The sequence below is a fragment of the Ensifer sp. NPDC090286 genome, from assembly GCF_044769565.1.
Classification (GTDB): domain Bacteria; phylum Pseudomonadota; class Alphaproteobacteria; order Rhizobiales; family Rhizobiaceae; genus Ensifer.
Map to the genome: position 1 here is coordinate 422,662 of NZ_JBIVYF010000002.1, position 20,379 is coordinate 443,040.

The following is a 20,379-nucleotide window of genomic DNA, read 5'->3' on the forward strand; positions in this document are numbered from 1 at the left end:
AAGGCAAATGTATGAGCAGGATCGGATCGGTTGCGGCTTGGGCGTTTTTTTCGCTTTGCGTGATGGCGGTCATCACGCTGCCGGTGAACCTCCAGACGCAGCTCATCGTCAGCGTTCTCATCGTTACCTTCATGGCCGTGCTCAAGCTTGCCAATGCCGGTGGCCGCTGGCGGCTGATCGCGCTGGCCTTCGGTACGGCAATCGTGCTGCGCTACGTCTACTGGCGCACGACGAGCACGCTGCCGCCGCTCAACCAGCTTGAAAACTTCATTCCGGGCTTCCTGCTCTATCTGGCTGAAATGTACAGCGTGATGATGCTGTCGCTCAGCCTGTTCGTGGTGGCGATGCCGTTGCCGCCGCGCAAAGCGAGCTCGATTTCTCCCGGCAAGTTTCCGAAGGTCGACGTCTTCGTGCCGTCTTACAACGAGGACGCGGGCCTGCTGGCCAATACGCTGGCGGCCGCCAAGGCGATGGATTATCCGGCCGACAAGCTGACGGTGTGGCTGCTCGACGACGGCGGCACGCTGCAGAAGCGCAATTCGGCAAACCTCGTCGAAGCGCAGCGCGCATCCGCCCGCAATGCCGAACTGCAGGCGCTTTGCGACGATCTGGGCGTGCGCTATCTCACCCGCGAGCGCAACGAGCACGCCAAGGCCGGCAACCTCAACAACGGCATGCTGCATTCCGACGGCGAGCTGATCGCGGTCTTCGACGCCGACCACGCGCCGGCGCGCGACTTTCTGCTGGAGACCGTCGGCTATTTCGAGCAGGATCCGAAGCTGTTCCTGGTGCAGACGCCGCACTTCTTCCTCAACCCGGACCCGCTCGAGCGCAACCTGCGCACTTTCGAGAAGATGCCGAGCGAGAACGAGATGTTCTACGGCATCATCCAGCGCGGTCTCGACAAGTGGAATGCCGCCTTCTTCTGCGGCTCGGCCGCCGTTCTGCGCCGCAAGGCGCTGGAGGATACCGAAGGCTTCAGCGGCATGAGCATCACCGAGGACTGCGAAACGGCGCTGGCGCTGCACGGACGCGGCTGGAACAGCATCTATGTCGACCGTCCGCTGATCGCCGGCCTGCAGCCGGCAACCTTCGCCAGCTTCATCGGCCAGCGCAGCCGCTGGGCGCAGGGCATGATGCAGATCCTCATCTTCCGCTTCCCGCTGTTCAAGGGCGGCCTGTCGATCCCGCAGCGGCTTTGCTACATGTCGTCGACGCTGTTCTGGTTGTTCCCGATCCCACGGACGATTTTCCTTTTCGCACCGCTCTTCTATCTGTTCTTCGACCTTGAGATCTTCACGGCGTCTGGCGGCGAGTTCCTCGCCTATACGCTGGCCTACATGGTCGTGAACCTGATGATGCAGAACTATCTCTACGGCTCGTTCCGCTGGCCCTGGATCTCCGAACTCTACGAGTTCGCCCAGACGGTGCATCTGCTGCCGGCGGTCATCTCGGTGCTGCTGCGGCCGAGCCGGCCGACCTTCAAGGTGACGGCAAAGGATGAATCGATCCTTGAAAGCCGGCTCTCCGAGATCGCACGGCCGTTCTTCGTCATCTTCGCGGTACTTTTCGTTGCCCTGCTGATGACGGTCTACCGGGTCTACACCGAGCCCTACAAGGCAGACGTGACGCTCGTCGTCGGCGGCTGGAACCTCCTGAACCTGATCATGGCCGGCTGCGTGCTCGGCGTCGTCTCGGAGCGCGGCGAACGGGCAGCCTCCCGGCGCGTCAAGGTCAGCCGCCGCTGCGAGTTCGGGGTCGCCGACAAATGGTATCCGGCAACGATCGAGGACGTTTCGGCCAACGGCGCGCGGGTCCAGGTCTATGGCATCGATGCATCGACGATGCCGACCGACACGGAGGGTGGCATCCGCTTCGAGCCCTACAGCGGCAGCGGCGGGGCCGAAACACTGCCCGTCGCAATCAGGAACAAGGAGATTGCCGGCGATATTACCGTCATCGGCTGCCGCTACCTGCCGCAGGTCGCCCGCCATCACGGCCTGGTCGCGGACCTTATCTTTGCCAATTCGCGGCAATGGAGCGAGTTTCAAAGCGCGCGGCGCGGTAATCCGGGCCTTGTGCGCGGAACACTCTGGTTCCTCTGGCTGGCGCTCTATCAGACGAGCCGCGGCATGATCTATTTCCTTCGCAGCCTGCGCGGCTCCGAGGCGCAGAAGGAAGGTGCTTGATGCTCAGGCGCCTCGTTCTCCCGGCCCTCTTGCTTGCCAGCCTTGCAACCGGCGCGTCCGCGCAGCCATCGCCCTTCGACATGTCCGGCGAGCGGCCGGCGGATGCCCCGATCCTGCAGCCGCCGGCAGATGCCGGAAGCAACACCGGGCCGTCCGAGCCCATCGTCACGCTCAAGCCGCCGGACGACTTCAAGCGCTTCATCATTCCGTTCAGCGCGTTGTCGCTGACCGGCGAGGTCGATGAACGCACCTGGTCCGTCTATCTGACGCCGGCACAGGCGCAATCTGCTGCCTCGCTCAACTTCGCCTATCAGAACGCGATCGTCGTTGCGCCGGAAGCGTCGACACTGTCGATCTTCGTCAACGGCGAGCTGGCCGGTGAAAAGGCGATCGGCTCGGCGGAGGCGGCCACGCTGCTGAGCTACGACCTGAAGCCCGGGCTGCTGCGTGCCGGTTCCAACGACATTCGCGTCAGGGTTCGCCAGCGCCACCGCACGGACTGCACGGTCGAATCGACCTATGAGCTGTGGACCGAGATCGCGCCGGAATCGGCCTTCATCCGCTTTGCCTCCGGCGACAGCGCGACGCTTTCCAGCCTCGACGACGTGCGCGCCGTCGGTCTCGATGCGCGCGGCCGGACACAGTTCAACCTGGTCGTTCCCGGCCTCCAGCAGCCGAGCCGTACTGCGGCGCTGATGCGGCTTGCGCAAGGTTTGGCGCTGCGCGGACAGATGCCCGCCCAGGAATTCGCTCTCAGCGAGACCATGCCTGAACTCGCAAAACCCGGGCAGATGACGGCACTCGTCGGCACGGCCGAGGAAGTGACGCCTTTCCTCGAACGCCCACCGGAAGGCGCGTCCAGCGGCCCGGTCGCCATGTTCGTGCGCGACGGCAAGACGAAGTCGTCGGTGCTGGTGATCAGCGGTCCGGACTGGTCCGCGGTGCAGGAGGCGATCGAGGGGATCACGCAGCCCATGGACCGCCCGAGCAACGTGCCGCGCGACGTGATCGCCACTGGGCGCTGGCAACTGCCGGAAACGCCGCTGGTCGTGACGCATGCGCGCCTGCGCTTCTCCGAACTCGGGGTCGAGACCAGCGAATTTACGGGCCGGCGCTTTCGCACGCGCTTTTCCGTCGCCGTGCCGTCGGACTTCTATGCCGATGCCTATGGCGATGCGACGCTTTTGCTCGACGCCGCCTACACGGAAGCCGTGCTTCCGGGCAGCCACATCGACATCTACATCAACGGCAACATCGCATCGACGATCCCGCTGAATTCGGCCAACGGCGACATTCTGCGCCACCTGCCGATCAAGGTAACGATGCGGCATTTCAAACCCGGTCCGAACCTGATCGAGATCGAGGCTGTGCTCTCCGCCGAGCCGGACAAGGCCTGCGCGCCGGGAACGCCTGCTTCCAACGATCCGCGCTTCGCGCTCTTCGATACGTCCGAACTGCGGATGCCGGATTTCGCGCGCATCGGCCGCCGGCCGAATATCGCCGCGATTTCGGGTGCTGCCGCCCCCTACCGCAGCGATAGTGCCGCGGTTCCGCTCTTCCTCGATCGTGCCGACGAAGACACGCTGTCGGCCGCCGCGACCTTCCTTGCCCGCCTGGCCGTTGCCGGCGGCAGGCCACTGCTGCTGGAGGTAATCACATCGCCGCTTGCAGCCGGCAGCCGCAATGCGATCTTCATCGGCGCCATGCCGCAGCTGCCGAAGACGGTGCTGACGCAGGTCGGTATCGACCCTGCCCGGCAGATGTCCTGGGGCAATGCGGAGGACACCGGCCGTCCTGACGATACGCAGAAAGCCATCGACGAGTGGCGCACGCGCCTGAGCGGCGGCGCTTGGCGCAACCAGGTCACGGGGTTCCAGACCTGGGTGAAGCAGGAGTTCGACATTTCGCTGAGTTCGCTGCGCATCCTGCCCGAAGCGCAAGCCGCCTATGTTCCGCCGGAAAGCGCCGGCCTGGTGATCGCGCAAGGGGCCAACCCGAGCGACGACGCGACCTGGACGCTGCTGACGGCGCCAACCGGCAAGCGTCTGCGCGAGGGCACGGCGGCGATCGCCGACGTCACGCGCTGGCAGCAGCTTGCCGGACGGGTCTCGGCCTATGAGCCGGCGACGGACAAGATCGAGGCGACGCCGGTCGCCGGCTTCGATTTCGTCCAGACGCAGCCGCCGTCGCTCACCAACTACCGCCTGATCTTTGCCAACTGGCTGTCCAGCAACATCATGGTCTATGCTCTGCTCTTGATCGTGCTGTCGGTGCTTCTGGGGCTGGCGACATCCTCGATGCTGACCCGCCTGGGGCGGCGCCAATGAGGTGGTGGACCGCGCTTCTCGCCGGATTGCTTGCGCTGCTGCTGCCTATGGCAGCCGGCGCCGACGAACAGGGGGGCTCGGTGAAGGCTGGCGAATGGGACCAGTACAAGGCGCGGTTCCTCGATTCCGGCGGTCGGATCATCGACGACGCCAATGGCAATGTCAGCCATAGCGAGGGTCAGGGCTATGGCCTCCTGCTCGCCGTGCTCGCCGAAAACCCGGCCGACTTCGCGCTGATCTGGTCGTTCACGCGCCGCGAACTGTTGCTGCGGGACGATGGACTGGCGGCCTGGAAGTGGAGTGCCACCGAAACACCGCACATTATCGACATCAACAATGCCACCGACGGCGATATCCTGATCGCCTATGCGCTGGTGCTTGCCGGTGAACGCTGGAAGCGGCAAGACTATCTGCAGGCGGCGTCGCGGATCGCCAAGGCTATCCTCGACAACACCCTGCTCGACCATGGCGGACGAACCTTGCTGTTGCCCGGCGTTACGGGCTTCGGCACGACCGATCGTCCCGATGGCCCGGTCGTCAATCCGTCCTATTGGATCTTCGAGGCTTTTCCGGCCCTTGATCGGGTGGCGCCGTCGCCGCGCTGGAAAGCGCTCTCGGATGACGGCCTGGTCTTGCTCAATGCTTTGCAATCGGGTCCGAGAAAGATGCCGGCCGACTGGGTCAGCCTGCGTACGATGCCGAAGCCGGCCCAGGGCTTTCCGGCCGAGTTCGGCTACAACGCCTTGCGCATCCCGCTCTACCTCGCCCGGGCCGACATGGGTGGCCGCGATCTGATGGCGCGGCTGCGGGCGGGAATGGCCGGCGACAACGACGCATTGGTCCTCAGCGACGTCTCCACGGGGGCGGTTCAAACCAGCCTCACGGACCCCGGTTATCGATTTGTTAACCATATTCTGGCCTGTGTCTTGGACAGGGTCCCGATACCCGACAGCGTCAAGGTGTTCAGCCCGACGCAATATTACCCTTCCACGCTGCACCTGTTGGGGTTGTCTTACGTGAGGGAGAAGCGTCCGGAGTGTCTATGAAGTCCTCAATCGTTGCCATTGCCGCTGTGATGACTACGGCGATCGGGGTTGCCGGACTGACCGATGGCGGCTTCTTGCGCCAGGACAACAAGAAACTCGGCAGCTTGGCCGGTGAGAGCCAGGAGGCGCCCGCCGTCGGCAGCAGCGCCGGCCAGAGCGCGCGCGGTGCCGCGCCGCAATTTACCGAGGTGGCCCAGGCCGACAGGCCGTCAGAGGCAACGCAAAGCGCAAGCAAGCCGCAGCCGGTCGTCGACGAATCGGCGCTTCGCTACTTTGCCGCCAAGGGCGACACGGCGCGCCTGCAGGCGGAAATCTCGCGCCTGCGCTCGCTTTATCCCGACTGGGTTCCGCCCGCCGATCCGCTGGCCGTGCCGCGCAACAACGATGTCGCGCTCGAAACCATGTGGCGGCTCTATTCTGAAGGCCGCTACGCCGAAGTGCGCAAGGCGATCGCCGAGCGTCAGGCGAAGGAGACTGCCTGGCAGCCGCCGGCGGACCTGCTTGAGCGCCTCAATGTGGCCGAGGCCCGCGCCCGGTTGGTGAACGCCTCCGAGCTCAAGCAGTATGAAACCGTGATTTCGATCGCCGCCAGCACGCCGAGCCTTCTGACCTGCTCGGAAGTCGATGTGCTCTGGCATGTGGCGCAGGCCTTTGCCGAGACCAAGCGGCCGGACCGGGCCCGCGACGCCTATCTCTATGTGCTGAAGAGCTGCGACGACGCGCCGGAACGCCTCGCGACCGTGCAGAAGGCTGCCGCGGTGCTGCCCTACGCGACGCTGCAGGATCTGCTCGCGCTGGAGCGCACCACGCCCGAGGGCGTGCCGGAGTTCGAAAGCATCCGCGACGATCTCGCCCGGCGCTTCGTTGCCGAAGGCGACGGAGACAAGACGCTCGCGGTTGATCCCAAGTATGTCCAGCGCGTCGAAAAGCTGGCGGAAACCGGCGGCACGGCAAGCGACGCATTGCTGCTCGGCTGGTATCAGCTGCGCCGCGACAACATGAGCGCCGCGGAGCAATGGTTCCGGCGCGCCCACGACAAGGAAGATAGCGCTTCGGCCGCGCAGGGCCTGGCACTGACGCTGATCGCGCGCAAGGCTCCGCTCGAGGCCGAGGCAGTCCTCTATCCGTGGCGCGACAGCTCGCCCGACGCGCTTGCGACCTATTTCGCGGCGACGGCCAATCTGCTGGCGATCGATCCGCCGGTCGCCCTCGATGCCGCCGTGCTGGCGCGGATCGCGCAGGAAACGACCAAGGCGCGCGAGCCGGCGACGGCCCAGCAGTTCGGCTGGTATGCGCGCGCCCTCAACCAGCCGGCAACCGCCGCACAATGGTTTGCAACGGCGCTGCGCTGGAAGCCGGACGATGAGCCGTCGGCCTATGGCCTCGCGCTCAGCCGCGACCAGTTGAACGACAAGGATGGCGTCGTCGAAATCCAGCGTTTGTGGTCGGGCCGCTCCGAACGCATCGCCCGGCTTGGCGAAGTCAAGGAGAAACTCGACGAAGTCAGCCGCGCGCCGCTTCCGACCGCCGAAGTGCAGCAGCGGACGCAACAGCAGTCGGCGGCGCGCACCACCGTCGTCACCGAGGTGGTCGAACAACCCGTCGCTCAGAGGCCGCGTATGGGCGGTGTTGTCCAGAAATCGGTGCGCAGCGGCGCCGGTTGCCGCACCACCATCAACCCTGCCGGCATGGCGCCGCAGGCGGCGCTCGCGCGCGGCTGGTGCCTGATGGACCTCAACCGTCCGCTGGAAGCCGCAGAAGCCTTCGAGGTCGCCTTGCAGGCACCTGCGTCGCAGACCCGCGAAGACGCTGCCTATGGCCAGAGCCTGGCCTATCTGCGCGCCGGCCTCACCAACAAGGCGGCGGTGTCGGCGACGAAGTCGACGCAGAGCCGCGGTCGGGTCGACGAGCTGCAGACGGCGATCCTTGCCGACCGCGCCATTGCCGCTTTCAATGCCAATCGCTACCGCGAGGCGATCTTGTTTCTCGATCAGCTCGGGCAGATTTCGCAGCGCCGCCAGGACCTGATGGTGCTGCGCGGCTACGCCTACATGAACCTCAAATACCACGCGGAAGCGCGGCGCATCTTCGAAGCGCTTGCCGCCACCGGCAATCGCGACGCGATGCAGGGTCTTGCGGCCGTCGACGCCAGCCAGGAAATCTGGCCGAACAAGAACTGATCGTCGATCCCGCGACGTCACGGAGCTCCTTGGCGCCATCTCGGGAATGGAACGCCAACCGTCGGACCGGCGCGAGGGTGCGCCAACCCGTTCGCGCACAGGATGCAATCGGCGGGCGCCTCCGGATTTGCATATCGTGCTTGGCTTTGCCCCTCTTTGGAAGGAAATTAGCGAAACGCGGTGCTATCGTCCGGCCATGTCGCGGCGTTGATATCATTGCATTCGCCGCGATCCGCGTAGAGGATGGAGCGTTATCGTCCGGCCGCTGTGGGAGGAGACCGCACTGGCCGGAACGGTGGGAGGATAGACATGTTTCAGGGCGGCTTGAGCTTCGCGCTTGGCGAGGACATCGACGCGTTGCGCGAGAGCGTGCGGCGCTTCGCAACGGACCGTATCGCGCCTTTGGCGGACGAGACCGATCGCAACAACGCCTTTCCGATGCCGCTCTGGCGCGAGATGGGCGAGCTTGGTCTGCTCGGCATCACTGCCGCCGAGGAGCACGGCGGCGCCGGCATGGGCTATCTCGCCCACTGCGTGGCGATGGAAGAGATCAGCCGCGCATCGGCCTCGATCGGCCTCAGCTATGGCGCGCATTCCAATCTCTGCGTCAACCAGATCAACCGCAACGGCAACGACGACCAGAAGGCGCGTTACCTGCCGAAGCTGATTTCCGGCGAGTATGTTGGCGCGCTGGCGATGTCGGAGCCCGGCGCCGGTTCCGACGTCGTATCGATGACGCTGAAGGCCGATAAGCGTGGCGACCGCTATGTGCTTAACGGCAACAAGATGTGGATCACCAACGGCCCGGATGCCGACGTGTTCGTCGTCTACGCCAAGACCGATCCGACCGCCGGCCCGCGCGGCATCACCGCCTTCCTCGTCGAGAAGGGCTATGCCGGCTTTTCGACCGGCCAGAAGCTCGACAAGCTCGGCATGCGCGGCTCCAACACCTGCGAGCTGATCTTCAAGGATTGCGAAGTGCCGGAAGAAAACGTGCTCGGCACCATCGGCGGCGGCGTGCGCGTTCTGATGTCGGGGCTCGACTATGAGCGCGTCGTGCTGTCGGCCGGGCCGCTCGGCATCATGGCCGCTTGCCTCGATGTGGTCGTCCCCTATCTGCATGAGCGCAAGCAGTTCGGCCAGGCGATCGGCGAGTTCCAGCTGATGCAGGGCAAGCTTGCCGACATGTATGTGACGGCGAATGCGGCGCGCGCCTATGTCTATGCGGTGGCAGCCGCCTGCGACCGCGGAGAGACGACGCGCAAGGATGCGGCTGGCTGCATTCTCTATGCGGCCGAAAAGGCGACGGCGCTGGCGCTCGAGGCAATCCAGGCGCTCGGCGGCAACGGCTATACCAACGACTACCCGGCGGGTCGCCTGCTGCGCGACGCCAAGCTCTATGAGATCGGCGCCGGCACCAGCGAGATCCGCCGCATGCTGATCGGGCGGGAGCTGTTTACCGAGACGCGGTAGCCGCCAACTAAAACGGCCGAACTCGATCGAAAGAGGACTTGATGACCGTTCTGAAATCTCACATTTCTCCGTCCTCCGATACGTTCAAGGCAAACCAGGCGGCCATGGCGGAGGCGATCGCGACTGTCGAAGACGCGGTGAAGGTGGCGGCCGCCGGTGGTGGCGACACGGCGCGCGAACGCCATGTCAGCCGCGGCAAGCTCCTGCCGCGCGATCGGGTCGCCAACCTCATCGATCCGGCGACGCCCTTCCTCGAAGTCGGCATGACGGCGGCGCACGGCATGTACAACGGCGACGCGCCGGCCGCCGGGCTGATCACCGGCATCGGCCGGGTGTCGGGCCGGGAATGCATGATCGTCTGCAACGATCCGACCGTCAAAGGCGGCACCTACTATCCGCTGACGGTGAAGAAGCACCTGCGCGCGCAGGAAATCGCCGCGGAAAACAGTCTGCCCTGCATCTACCTCGTCGATTCCGGTGGCGCCAACCTGCCGAACCAGGACGAGGTCTTTCCGGACCGGGATCACTTCGGCCGGATCTTCTATAACCAGGCCAACATGTCGGCTGCCGGCATCCCGCAGATCGCCGTGGTCATGGGCTCGTGCACGGCGGGTGGCGCCTATGTACCGGCCATGTCGGACGAGACGATCATCGTCGAAGGCCAGGGCACGATCTTTCTCGCCGGGCCGCCGCTCGTGCGCGCCGCGACAGGCGAGGTCGTCTCGGCGGAGGACCTCGGCGGCGCCGACGTGCACACGCGCCTCTCCGGTGTGGCCGATCATCTGGCGCGCGACGACGCCCATGCGCTGGCGCTTGCCCGCCGGGCTGTTTCGGCGCTCAACCGGCATAAGCCTTTGACGGTCGAGCTCGCGACACCGGAGCCGCCGCTCTACGATCCGCAGGAGATCGCCGGCATCGTACCGTCCGATCTGCGCACGCCCTATGATATCCGCGAGGTGATCGCCCGCACCGTCGACGGTTCGCGCTTCGACGAGTTCAAGGCGCGCTACGGCACGACGCTTGTCTGCGGCTTTGCCCATGTGCACGGCATTCCGGTCGGCATCATCGCCAACAATGGCGTGCTGTTTTCGGAATCGGCATTGAAAGGCGCGCATTTCGTCGAGCTCTGCGCTCAGCGCAAGATCCCGCTGGTCTTCCTGCAGAACATCACCGGCTTCATGGTCGGGCGGAAATATGAAACCGAAGGCATCGCCAAGCATGGGGCCAAGCTTGTGACGGCGGTGGCGACGGCGCGGGTGCCGAAGGTGACGATGCTGGTCGGCGGCTCGTTCGGGGCCGGTAATTACGGCATGTGCGGCCGGGCGTTTTCGCCGCGGTTCCTGTGGACCTGGCCGAACAGCCGCATCTCCGTCATGGGCGGCGAACAGGCGGCCGGCGTGTTGACGACCGTTCGCAGCGAAGCGCTGAAACGGGCCGGCACGCCGTGGAACGACGAGGACGAGGCGCGTTTCCGCCAGCCCATCCTCGATCTCTTCGAGCGCCAGAGCCATCCGCTCTATGCCTCGGCCAGACTTTGGGACGACGGCGTCGTCGATCCGCGCAAGACGCGCGACGTGCTCGGCCTGTCGCTGTCGGCGGCGCTGAATGCGCCGATCGAAGACACGCGCTTCGGCCTCTTCAGGATGTAGGAACACCGTCATGAAACGCGACAACATCAATGCCCCGAACGCACCGCAGCCGCGCGGCGGCTATTCGCAGGCCGTTCGCCTGGAGAATTTCGAACGTCTGCTCTTCGTCAGCGGGCAGGTGCCGCTGACGCCTGAAGACGCGCTGCCGGAGGGTTTCGAGGCGCAGGCCCGCCAGGTCTGGGCCAACATCGACGCGCAATTGGCCGCGGCGGGCATGGCCAAGGCCGATATCGTCAAGGTGACGGTGCTGCTTGCCGATCGGCAATACGCCATGGCCAACCGCGCGGCCCGCGCCGAATATCTCGGTCCGCTCGCACCAGCGATGACAGTTGCGATCGCCGGCATCTTCGATGCCGGCTGGTTGCTCGAAATCGATGTGATTGCAGCGCAATAGGGCCAGGAGATGCCGATGTTTTCCAAACTCCTGATTGCCAATCGCGGTGAGATCGCCTGCCGGGTGATCCGCACCGCCAAGCGCCTCGGCGTCCGCACGGTCGCCGTCTACTCCGATGCCGATGTCGGCGCGCTGCATGTGGCGCTTGCCGACGAGGCGATCCGCATCGGCCCGGCGCCGGCGCTCGACAGCTACCTTGTGGCCGAACGCATCATCGCGGCGGCGCACTCCGTCGGCGCGGACGCCATTCATCCCGGCTATGGCTTCCTGTCGGAGAACGCCGACTTTGCCGAAGCCGTGGAGGCGGCCGGCATCACCTTCGTCGGACCGTCGGCGTCCGCCATTCGCGCCATGGGGCTGAAGGATGCCGCCAAGGCGCTGATGGAGCAATCCGGCGTGCCCGTGGTTCCCGGCTATCACGGCGAGACGCAGGATCCGGATTTCCTTGCCGGGGAAGCGGCGAACATCGGCTATCCCGTGCTGATCAAGGCGCGCGCCGGCGGCGGCGGCAAGGGCATGCGGCGGGTCGACAGTGCCGCCGATTTTCCGGCGGCACTGGAAGCGGCGCGTCGCGAGGCGGAAGCGGCCTTCGGCGACGGCGCGGTGCTGATCGAGAAGTATCTGACGAAGCCGCGCCACATCGAGGTGCAGGTCTTCGGTGATCGGCACGGCAACATCCTGCACCTTTACGAGCGCGACTGCTCGCTGCAGCGCCGCCACCAGAAGGTGATCGAGGAAGCGCCGGCGCCAGGCATGACTGCGGAAGTGCGGCGCGCCATGGGTGATGCGGCCGTTCGCGCGGCGCAGGCGATCGGCTATGTCGGGGCGGGCACCGTCGAATTCATCGCCGACGTGACCGACGGGCTCTGGCCGGACCAGTTCTACTTCATGGAAATGAACACTCGGCTGCAGGTGGAGCATCCGGTCACAGAGGCGATCACCGGCATCGACCTCGTCGAGTGGCAACTACGCGCTGCAGCCGGTGAAGCACTGCCAAAACGCCAAAGCGAGATCGCCATCGACGGCTGGGCCTTTGAGGCCCGCATCTATGCGGAAGACCCATCGCGCGGTTTCCTGCCGGCGACCGGGCAACTGACGACCTTGAGCTTTCCGGAGGAGAGCGTCCGCGTCGATGCCGGCGTCCGGCAGGGAGACAGGATCACGCCGTTCTACGATCCGTTGATCGCGAAGCTGATCGTCCATGGGCCAAACCGGTCGACGGCGCTGGCTAGGCTCGAGAACGCGCTCAGGGCTTGCCGCATCGGTGGCACGGTCACCAACCTCGATTTTCTGGCCCGCCTGGCGGCTGAACCGGATTTTCGCGCCGGGCACCCGGATACCGGCTTGATCGACCGCTCGATCGACCGGCTTTCGGCGTCGCCGGTGCCAAACGACGCGGCGCTTGCGCTTGCGGCCATCATTTCGACCGGAGCCCTGCAGCCGGACGGGTCGGCCGATCCCTGGTCTTCGCTCGGCCACTGGCAGATCTGGGGTGACGCCAACCGCAACATCGCGATCGAGCATCTGGGCGGACGGACGACCGTGGCGCTGGCTGCGCGTGGCCGGGATCAGTTCGCCGTTCACACCGGGACGGCGGCGTTGCCGGTCGTGATCCTCAGTCGCTCGGCCGATGGCGCCCGTGCGGAAATCGCCGGGGCGCAGCAGGAGTTCCGCTTCCTGCGCGAAGGCGAGCAGATCACGCTGTTCCTGAATGGTGAGACCTATGTGCTTCGTTTGCCGGACGCGCTTGGTGCGGGCCATTCCAGCGAGGTCGCCGATGACGCGGTGTCGGCGCCGATGCCCGGCATCGTCAAGCTGATCCGGGTTCGCCCCGGTGATGCCGTCGAGAAGGGCCAGGCGCTTGCCGTCATGGAAGCGATGAAGATGGAGCTGACGCTGTCGGCGTCGCGGGCTGGCGTGGTCGAGAACGTGCTGGTCAGCGAAGGCGAGCAGGTGACTGCCGGCGCCGTGCTGGTGATGCTCCAGCCGGAGAGCGCGGAATGAGCGGAGCGGCGGCGCAGCATGTGACGATCGTCGAGATGGCGCCGCGCGACGGGCTGCAGAACGAAAGCACGCTCGTCTCAACAAGCGACAAGATCCGCCTCGTCGATATGCTCTCCGACTGCGGCTACGAGCGGATCGAGGTGACGAGCTTCGTCAGCCCGAAATGGGTGCCGCAGATGGCCGATGCGGCCGAGGTCATGGCCGGCATCCGCAGGCGAGCCGGGACGCGCTACGCGGTGCTGACGCCCAACTTGCGTGGGCTTGAAGCCGCCATCGAAGCTGGTGCCGACGAGGTGGCGATCTTCGCCTCCGCGTCCGAAACCTTCTCGCAAAAAAACATCAATTGCTCGATCGCCGAAAGCATCGGGCGCTTTCGACCGGTTGCCGAACTGTGCCGCGAACGCGGGCTATTGCTACGCGGCTATGTCAGTTGCGTCGTCGAATGCCCTTATGAGGGTGCGATAGCGCCGGCCAGCGCCGCCCGCGTTGCCGGTCTGCTCAACGATCTCGGCTGCTATGAGATCAGTCTCGGCGACACCATCGGCCGCGGTACGCCAGAGGCCGTGGATGCGATGTTGGCCACGGTGCTGGAACGCATTCCGGCCAACCGGCTCGCCGGGCATTTTCACGACACATCCGGCCGCGCGCTCGATAACATTGCCGTGGCGCTCGACCGCGGCCTCAGGGTCTTCGACGCTTCGGCTGGCGGCCTTGGCGGCTGCCCCTATGCGCCGGGTGCTGCCGGCAATGTCGATACGCTCGCCGTCAACGCCTTCGTCACGGCCAAGGGTTTTTCGACCGGGCTCGACGCAGCGAAGCTCGAACAGGCGGCCGCTTTCGCGCGCACCTTGAGGACGGGATCATGACCTTCGAAACGATCCGGATCGAAACCGATGCGCGCGGTGTCGCGCGGCTGACGCTGGCGCTGCCGCAGAAGCACAACGCGCTCTCGGCGCGGATGATCGGCGAATTGACCTCGGCGGCAGAACAGCTTTCGGCCGACCGTTCGGTCCGCGTGGTTGTCCTTGAGGGTGAAGGCCGCAGCTTCTGCGCCGGAGGCGATCTTGGCTGGATGCGCGAACAGTTCGATGCGGACAGGGCGACCCGCATTGCCGAGGCGACACGGCTGGCGATGATGTTCAAGGCGCTGAACGAGATCGCAAAACCCGTGATCGGCCGCCTGCATGGCAATGCCTTTGGCGGCGGCGTTGGCCTGATGAGCATCTGCGATGCGGCGGTTGCCTCGGCCGACGCAAAGTTCGGTTTGACCGAGACGCGCCTCGGCCTGATCCCGGCAACCATCAGCCCCTATGTCGTCGCCCGCATCGGCGAGGGCAAGGCGCGGCCACTGTTCATGTCCGCCAGGCTTTTCGGTGCGGAGGAGGCGCGCGCCTTGGGGCTCGCCACCACCGTCGTTGCCGCCGACGCACTGGAGGCGGCGATTGAAGCGGAAATCGAGCCCTATCTGGCGGTCGCGCCGGAAGCCACCGGCCGGGCCAAACGGCTGGCCCGTTCACTTGGGGCCCCGATCACCGAAGAGACCATTGCCGCGACGATCGAACAGCTTGCCGACTGCTGGGAATCCGATGAAGCGCGTGAGGGTGTCGGCGCCTTCTTCGACAAGCGCGAGCCCGCCTGGCGGCAATAGGCTTCCTTGATTTGGGCATGTTTTGATCTTATTTTGATAGCGCAATGATCAAAACAAGCGCGGATCGTGTCATGGCTGCTGTCGGTCTCAATATCTCCACCGCCCATTACGGCGAAAACCACTCGTCCTTTCTGTCCGCTCGGCTGGTTGCCGATCGGCTCGGCGTGACGCTTGCGGAACTGGCGAAGCTGATCGGTGTCGCGCGCAACACGCTGACGGCGAAGTCGAGTGCCCGCAAGGTCGATGCGGCCTTGAGCAGCGTCGTCCGTATCCTCGCCATGGCCGGCGAAATGGCGGGCGACGACAGTCGCGCCGTCATCTGGTTCAAGCACCAGCCGATCCCCGGCTGGGCCGGGAAGACCGCCTATGACCTCGTTGGCGAGGGCAAGGCCGACAAGGTGCTCGCTTATCTCGAAGCCGTGCGTTCCGGTGTCTACGCCTGATGGCGGTTGACGAGCCGGTGCGCCTCTGGCGCGCCTATGTGCCGCGCTGGGCGCATGCGCCGCTTTCGGGCGAAGGGGCAGGGCGATATGGTGGGCGGTGGAATCCCGTGGGAACGCCGACAATTTATGCCGCCCGCGAGCTCTCGACCGCCTGGGCCGAATACAATCAGGGTTTCGTCCAGCACCCGGCGCTGATCGCCCAGCTTGAACTACGTTATGCCCGTCTTGCCGATCTGACGGCGCCGGAGATTCTTTCCGACCTCGGCCTCACGGAAGACATCCATCGTTGCGAATGGCGCGATGCGCTCGATCGCGGCCTCGTGCCGGAAACGCATCGCCTGCAACTGACGCTGAGCGACCGAGACTTCGATGGCCTGATCTATCCGTCCTTCATGTCACCCGGCGGAACCTGCGTCGCGCTCTGGCGCTGGAATGCGGGCGAGGGGGCCGAGTTGAAGGTGATTGATCCCGATGGGCGCCTGCCGAAAAATCCGGCCTCCTGGCTCTGAACCCAGTTGTTGCGAAGGGTTGTCTCCGGGATTGGTCCTTCTATAGTCGTGGTCTCAGATCACCTTGCCCGGATTGAGGATGCCGTTCGGGTCCAGCGCCTGCTTGATCCGCCGCATGAGTTCGAGTTCGGACGGACTGCGCGAATGGTCGAGGAAATCGCGTTTCAGCGTGCCGATCCCATGTTCGGCCGAGATCGACCCTTTGTAGCGCCGGACGATTTCATAGACGACGCCGTCGACGATATGCGGGGTGTCCGCGTCGCCGTTCGGTTCCGAAAAGGCGATATGCAGGTTGCTGTCGGCGACATGGCCGAAGAAGGAGACATGGGCTGCCGGGAACCGGGCGGATAGAGCCTCACCGCATTCCGCGGCGAAGCGGCCGATATCGCCGATCGGCAGGCTGACGTCGAGGTTGACGAGATCAGGCAACTGGCTGTCCATCGCGTGGCCTTCGCGCACGCTCCAGAAAGAACGGCTTTCCTTCTCCGACTGGGCGATCAGCGCATCGGCAATGATGCCATCTTCAAGCGCTTCGCCGAGAAAGGCCTCAAAGCCGTCACGCTCGCCGGCATCACCGAGCAGATCCTGCTCGACGATCACCGCGAAGGCCGGGATTTCTTCAAAGAGCTTCAGCTTCTCCGCTTCGGCATTGAAGCGGAAATAGCTTTCCCACATAGCCTCGAAAGCCGAGAGGCCGGGAAGGCCGCGCTGACACCGCGCGAGGAACGAAACCACGGCTTCGTAGCTTTCGAGTGCACAAAGCGCCGTCAGCCGGCCGGCGGGCAGTGGCCGCAGCCGCAGGACTGCGCGGGTGATCACGCCGAGTGTTCCCTCCGAGCCAATGAAGAATTGCCGGAGGTCGTAGCCGGTGTTGTTCTTGATCATCTTGTTCAGCGACGAGATGATTGTGCCGTCGGCAAGTACCGCTTCGAGACCGAGGACGTTGTCGCGCGTCACACCATAGCGCAGCACCCGGATGCCGCCGGCATTGGTAGCGAGGTTGCCGCCAATCTGGCAGGAGCCACGGGCGCCAAGATCGATGGGCAGCAGGAAACCGGCGTCTTCGGCGGCGCGCTGAGCTACCTCGAGCGCGGTGCCGGCCCGCACGGTCATGGTGCCGGCTTGGGGGTCGATCTCTTCGATGCCGGCAAAGCGTTCGAGCGAAATCACCACAGCGTCACCGCCGGCATTGGCGCCGCCGGCAAGTCCGGTCAGGCCGCCTTGAACGACGACCGTTTGGCCGTTCTCGTTGCAAAGCCGGAGAGCCGTGGCAATCTCTTCGCTGCTTGTCGGGCGGATCACGGCCTTCGGCAGCTCACGGCCGGTCAGGCTGGCATCGCTGCGATGGCGTTCGCCGATTTCGGTGCCGGTGAGCACGATGTCGCCGAGGGCTTGTTTCAGGTCGTCGACGATCGTCATGCGCTTCTCCCGTTTCCGCAGCCATTGTCGGCAGCGGGCGTCCCTGCTTAGCGCATATCGAGGCAAACCGATATCCGCGCGGCGACGCTGCCGTTTGCCGGCGCGCCTGCACACTCGGCACGACAAGAGGGGCGAAACTGGACTGGGGCGCGCGACCGGTCAGCTGCCGGTGCGAGCCAGTTCGAACGGTTCGGCCGTCTCGACCTCGGCCGGCGCCTGCGGCGTTGTCGGCGTTGTGGCGGTCTTGGGCTGTTCCTCCCTGAACAGTTTCCACTTTGTCGGCCGGAAGGCGATGCGACTGTGGTCGCCGGCGGCGGCCCGTTCGGGGGAGAGTTCGATCTCGACATGCGGATGGTTGCGGCCAAGGTCGAGTTCGAGATGGCGGGTGCCGGCAACCCGGCGGCTGGCGGCAACCAGACCGGCGAGACAACCGCCGCAGCCGTCGATCAGTTCGATGTCGTGCGGGCGGAAGTGCAGTTTTGCCGGACCGTCGGGCTCGGATGGCGCGCGCAAGCCGATCGGCCGATCCTCGAACCAGATCTCGCCGTTCTGCAGCGTGACCGACAGGCAGTTCGACTGGCCGATGAAGCCGTAGACGAAGGGCGAGACCGGATGGTCGTAGATCTCGTCGGGGGTGCCGACCTGCTCGATCACGCCCTTGCTCATGACGACGACGCGGTCGGCGAGTTCCAGCGCTTCGTCCTGGTCGTGGGTGACGAAGATGGTGGTGTGGCCGGTGCGGTCGTGAATGTCGCGCAGCCACTTGCGCAGCTCTTTGCGCACCTGCGCATCGAGCGCGCCGAAGGGTTCGTCGAGCAGAAGCACGTTCGGTTCCACCGCCATGGCGCGGGCGAGCGCCACGCGCTGGCGCTGGCCGCCCGAAAGCTGGGCCGGATAGCGCTTGTCGAGACCGGAGAGCTGCACGAGGTCGAGAAGATCGAGGGCGCGCTTGCGGATTTCTGCGGCCGGCGGCCGGCGGTTGGCGGGCCGCACCTTCAGGCCGAAGGCGACGTTGTCGAGCACGGTCATGTGGCGGAACAGGGCATAGTGCTGGAAGACGAAGCCGATGTTGCGCTCCTGCACGGTCTTTTGCGAGGCATCCTCGTTGCCGAAGAAGATCGTGCCTTCGGTCGGGCTTTCGAGACCGGCCACGAGCCTGAGCAGCGTCGTCTTGCCGGAGCCGGAGGGGCCGAGCAGCGCGATCAGCTCGCCGGAGCGGATGTTAAGCGAGACGTCGTCGAGCGCCGGGAAGCGGCCGAATTCCTTGCGGATGTTGTGAACGCGCACGTCCATGGCGATACCTTTCGAATGCTGGTCAGTGTCTGCGGCTGGCGGCGATCTCGGCGCTGTAGCGGATCTCCAGCGCCGTCTTCAAAATCAGGGTGATCAGCGCCAGCAGCGCCAGCAACGCCGCCACCGCGAACGCGGCGACGAAGTTGTATTCATTATAGAGGATTTCCACCTGCAACGGCATGGTGTTGGTCTCGCCGCGGATATGGCCGGACACGACCGAGACGGCGCCGAACTCGCCCATGGCACGGGCGTTGCATAAGAGCACGCCGTAAAGCAGCCCCCATTTGATGTTGGGCAGCGTCACATGCCAGAAGGTCTGCCAGCCGGACGCCCCCAAGGAAAGTGCTGCTTCCTCGTCGCTCGATCCCTGTTCCTGCATCAACGGGATCAACTCGCGGGCAACGAAGGGGAAGGTGACGAAGACGGTGGCGAGCACCAAGCCGGGCACGGCAAACAGGATCTGGATGCCGTGGCTCTGCAGCCAGGGGCCAAGCAGGCTGTGCGAGCCGAACAGAAGCACGAAGACGAGGCCGGAGATAACCGGCGAGACCGAGAACGGCAGGTCGATCAAGGTCGTCAGAAACGCCTTGCCCTTGAACTCGAACTTGGCGATCGCCCAGGCGGCGGCGACGCCGAAGACGAGGTTGAGCGGCACGGCGATGGCAGCGACGATCAGCGTCAGGCGGATGGCGGAAAACGTCTCGGCATCGCCAAGCGCCAGCACGAATTCGGTCACGCCCTTGCGCAGCGCCTCGGTAAAGACGGCGGCGAGCGGCAGAAGCAGAAACAGCGCGACGAAGGCAAGGGCCGTGATCGTCAGCGTCAGCCGGGCAAAACGGCTTTCGGAGGTGGCGGCGGCCAGTTCCGGCAGCGCCGGCTTCGGGCCGGAGGCCGGACTGAGACCGGGACTGGGTGCCGAAGCGGCGGTCAGATCATGCGACATAGACATATCTCCGCCGGCTCCAGGCCTGGATCGAGTTGATGAGGAGCAGCATGGCAAAGGAGATCGCCAGCATGACCGCGGCAATGGCAGTCGCTGCCGCATAGTTGAACTCTTCGAGCCTGATGACGATCAGAAGCGGGGCGATCTCGGAGACGTAGGGCAGGTTGCCGGCGATGAAGATGACCGAGCCGTATTCGCCGACGCCACGGGCAAAGGCGAGCGCAAAGCCGGTGAGGCCGGCCGGCAGCAACCCCGGCAGAAGCACCCGGCTGATCGTCTGGAAGCGGCTGGCGCCGAGCGTGGCTGCGGCTTCCTCCACCTCCTTGTCGATCTCTTCCATGATCGGCTGCACGGTCCGGACGACGAAGGGCAGGCCGACGAAGATCAGCGCGATGACGATGCCGGCGGGGGTGAAGGCGATCTTGATCCCGAGCGGCTCGAGGAACTGGCCGATCCAGCCGTTCGGGGCATAAAGCGTCGTCAGCGCGATGCCGGCAACGGCGGTCGGCAGCGCAAAGGGCAGGTCGACCATGGCGTCGATCACGCGCTTGCCGGGAAAGCGATACCGCACCAGCACCCAGGCGAGGATGACACCGAAGACGAGGTTGATGATCGCCGCGATGAAGGCCGTGCCAAACGAGATCTTCAGGGCATTGAGCGTGCGTTGGTCGAGCGCCAGCTCAAAGAACTTGGACCAGCCGAGACCGCTGGCGCGAAACACCAGGCCCGACAACGGGATCAACACGATCAGAACCAGCCAGCTCAGCGTGATCCCGAGCGACAATCCAAATCCAGGCAAAACACTCGGCTGGCGAAATCGCCAGGGTGCAGTCTTCGTCGCATCCGTCAATGGCACTACCTT

16 protein-coding genes are annotated in these 20,379 nt (G+C 65.2%); 12 read left to right on the forward strand and 4 right to left on the reverse strand.

Annotated features, from left to right (window positions below):
• The first annotated feature begins 11 nt into the window (after positions 1–11).
• The 12 genes from bcsA to ACIQUG_RS12240 all read left to right on the forward strand — a co-directional run bounded on the left by bcsA (position 12) and on the right by ACIQUG_RS12240 (position 15,862).
• Positions 12–2,189, forward strand: coding sequence for a UDP-forming cellulose synthase catalytic subunit (gene bcsA, locus ACIQUG_RS12185; protein WP_043614998.1), 2,178 nt, complete (start codon positions 12–14; stop codon positions 2,187–2,189).
• Positions 2,189–4,516: a cellulose biosynthesis cyclic di-GMP-binding regulatory protein BcsB gene (locus ACIQUG_RS12190; protein ID WP_402321613.1), complete on the forward strand. Its 2,328-nt coding sequence runs from the start codon at positions 2,189–2,191 to the stop codon at positions 4,514–4,516. The genes bcsA and ACIQUG_RS12190 overlap by 1 nt, the downstream gene beginning before the upstream one ends.
• The gene (locus ACIQUG_RS12195; protein WP_402321616.1) at positions 4,513–5,562 is read left to right on the forward strand and encodes a glycosyl hydrolase family 8; all 1,050 of its coding nucleotides are present in this window, start codon (positions 4,513–4,515) and stop codon (positions 5,560–5,562) included. Before ACIQUG_RS12190 ends, ACIQUG_RS12195 begins: the two co-directional genes overlap by 4 nt.
• Positions 5,559–7,742 (forward strand): cellulose synthase, encoded by a 2,184-nt coding sequence (locus tag ACIQUG_RS12200; protein WP_402321619.1) that lies wholly within the window; start codon positions 5,559–5,561, stop codon positions 7,740–7,742. Before ACIQUG_RS12195 ends, ACIQUG_RS12200 begins: the two co-directional genes overlap by 4 nt.
• Positions 7,743–8,051: 309 nt before the next feature.
• On the forward strand, positions 8,052–9,215 hold the full coding sequence (locus ACIQUG_RS12205) for an isovaleryl-CoA dehydrogenase (protein WP_402321622.1): 1,164 nt from the start codon (positions 8,052–8,054) through the stop codon (positions 9,213–9,215).
• A 41-nt stretch (positions 9,216–9,256) separates the two neighbouring features.
• Positions 9,257–10,864 carry a carboxyl transferase domain-containing protein gene (locus tag ACIQUG_RS12210; RefSeq protein WP_402321625.1) on the forward strand — a complete coding sequence of 536 codons (1,608 nt, stop codon included), beginning with the start codon at positions 9,257–9,259 and terminating at the stop codon, positions 10,862–10,864.
• Positions 10,865–10,874: 10 nt separating this feature from the next.
• Positions 10,875–11,258 (forward strand): RidA family protein, encoded by a 384-nt coding sequence (locus ACIQUG_RS12215; protein ID WP_402321628.1) that lies wholly within the window; start codon positions 10,875–10,877, stop codon positions 11,256–11,258.
• Positions 11,259–11,273: 15 nt separating this feature from the next.
• Positions 11,274–13,262: an acetyl/propionyl/methylcrotonyl-CoA carboxylase subunit alpha gene (locus ACIQUG_RS12220; protein ID WP_402321631.1), complete on the forward strand. Its 1,989-nt coding sequence runs from the start codon at positions 11,274–11,276 to the stop codon at positions 13,260–13,262.
• Positions 13,259–14,128, forward strand: a complete 870-nt coding sequence (locus tag ACIQUG_RS12225) for a hydroxymethylglutaryl-CoA lyase (protein ID WP_402321634.1) — start codon at positions 13,259–13,261, stop codon at positions 14,126–14,128. Before ACIQUG_RS12220 ends, ACIQUG_RS12225 begins: the two co-directional genes overlap by 4 nt.
• A complete protein-coding gene (locus ACIQUG_RS12230) occupies positions 14,125–14,910 on the forward strand; it encodes a crotonase/enoyl-CoA hydratase family protein (protein ID WP_402321637.1) in 786 nt (261 codons plus the stop codon). The genes ACIQUG_RS12225 and ACIQUG_RS12230 overlap by 4 nt, the downstream gene beginning before the upstream one ends.
• A 71-nt stretch (positions 14,911–14,981) precedes the next feature.
• Positions 14,982–15,353 carry an antitoxin Xre/MbcA/ParS toxin-binding domain-containing protein gene (locus ACIQUG_RS12235; RefSeq protein WP_402321640.1) on the forward strand — a complete coding sequence of 124 codons (372 nt, stop codon included), beginning with the start codon at positions 14,982–14,984 and terminating at the stop codon, positions 15,351–15,353.
• On the forward strand, positions 15,353–15,862 hold the full coding sequence (locus ACIQUG_RS12240) for an RES family NAD+ phosphorylase (protein ID WP_402321643.1): 510 nt from the start codon (positions 15,353–15,355) through the stop codon (positions 15,860–15,862). The genes ACIQUG_RS12235 and ACIQUG_RS12240 overlap by 1 nt, the downstream gene beginning before the upstream one ends.
• A gap of 54 nt (positions 15,863–15,916) precedes the next feature.
• On the opposite strand, the gene ACIQUG_RS12245 is transcribed toward ACIQUG_RS12240, so the two are convergent.
• From ACIQUG_RS12245 to cysT, 4 genes are all read right to left on the reverse strand, one after another.
• Positions 15,917–17,281, reverse strand: coding sequence for an FAD-binding oxidoreductase (locus ACIQUG_RS12245; RefSeq protein ID WP_402321646.1), 1,365 nt, complete (start codon positions 17,279–17,281; stop codon positions 15,917–15,919).
• 159 nt (positions 17,282–17,440) lie between these two features.
• The gene (locus ACIQUG_RS12250) at positions 17,441–18,574 is read right to left on the reverse strand and encodes a sulfate/molybdate ABC transporter ATP-binding protein (RefSeq protein ID WP_402321649.1); all 1,134 of its coding nucleotides are present in this window, start codon (positions 18,572–18,574) and stop codon (positions 17,441–17,443) included.
• A 22-nt stretch (positions 18,575–18,596) separates the two neighbouring features.
• Positions 18,597–19,505, reverse strand: a complete 909-nt coding sequence (gene cysW / locus ACIQUG_RS12255) for a sulfate ABC transporter permease subunit CysW (RefSeq protein WP_402323013.1) — start codon at positions 19,503–19,505, stop codon at positions 18,597–18,599.
• A 1-nt stretch (position 19,506) separates the two neighbouring features.
• Positions 19,507–20,373, reverse strand: coding sequence for a sulfate ABC transporter permease subunit CysT (gene cysT / locus ACIQUG_RS12260; protein ID WP_402321653.1), 867 nt, complete (start codon positions 20,371–20,373; stop codon positions 19,507–19,509).
• Positions 20,374–20,379 lie beyond the last annotated feature (6 nt).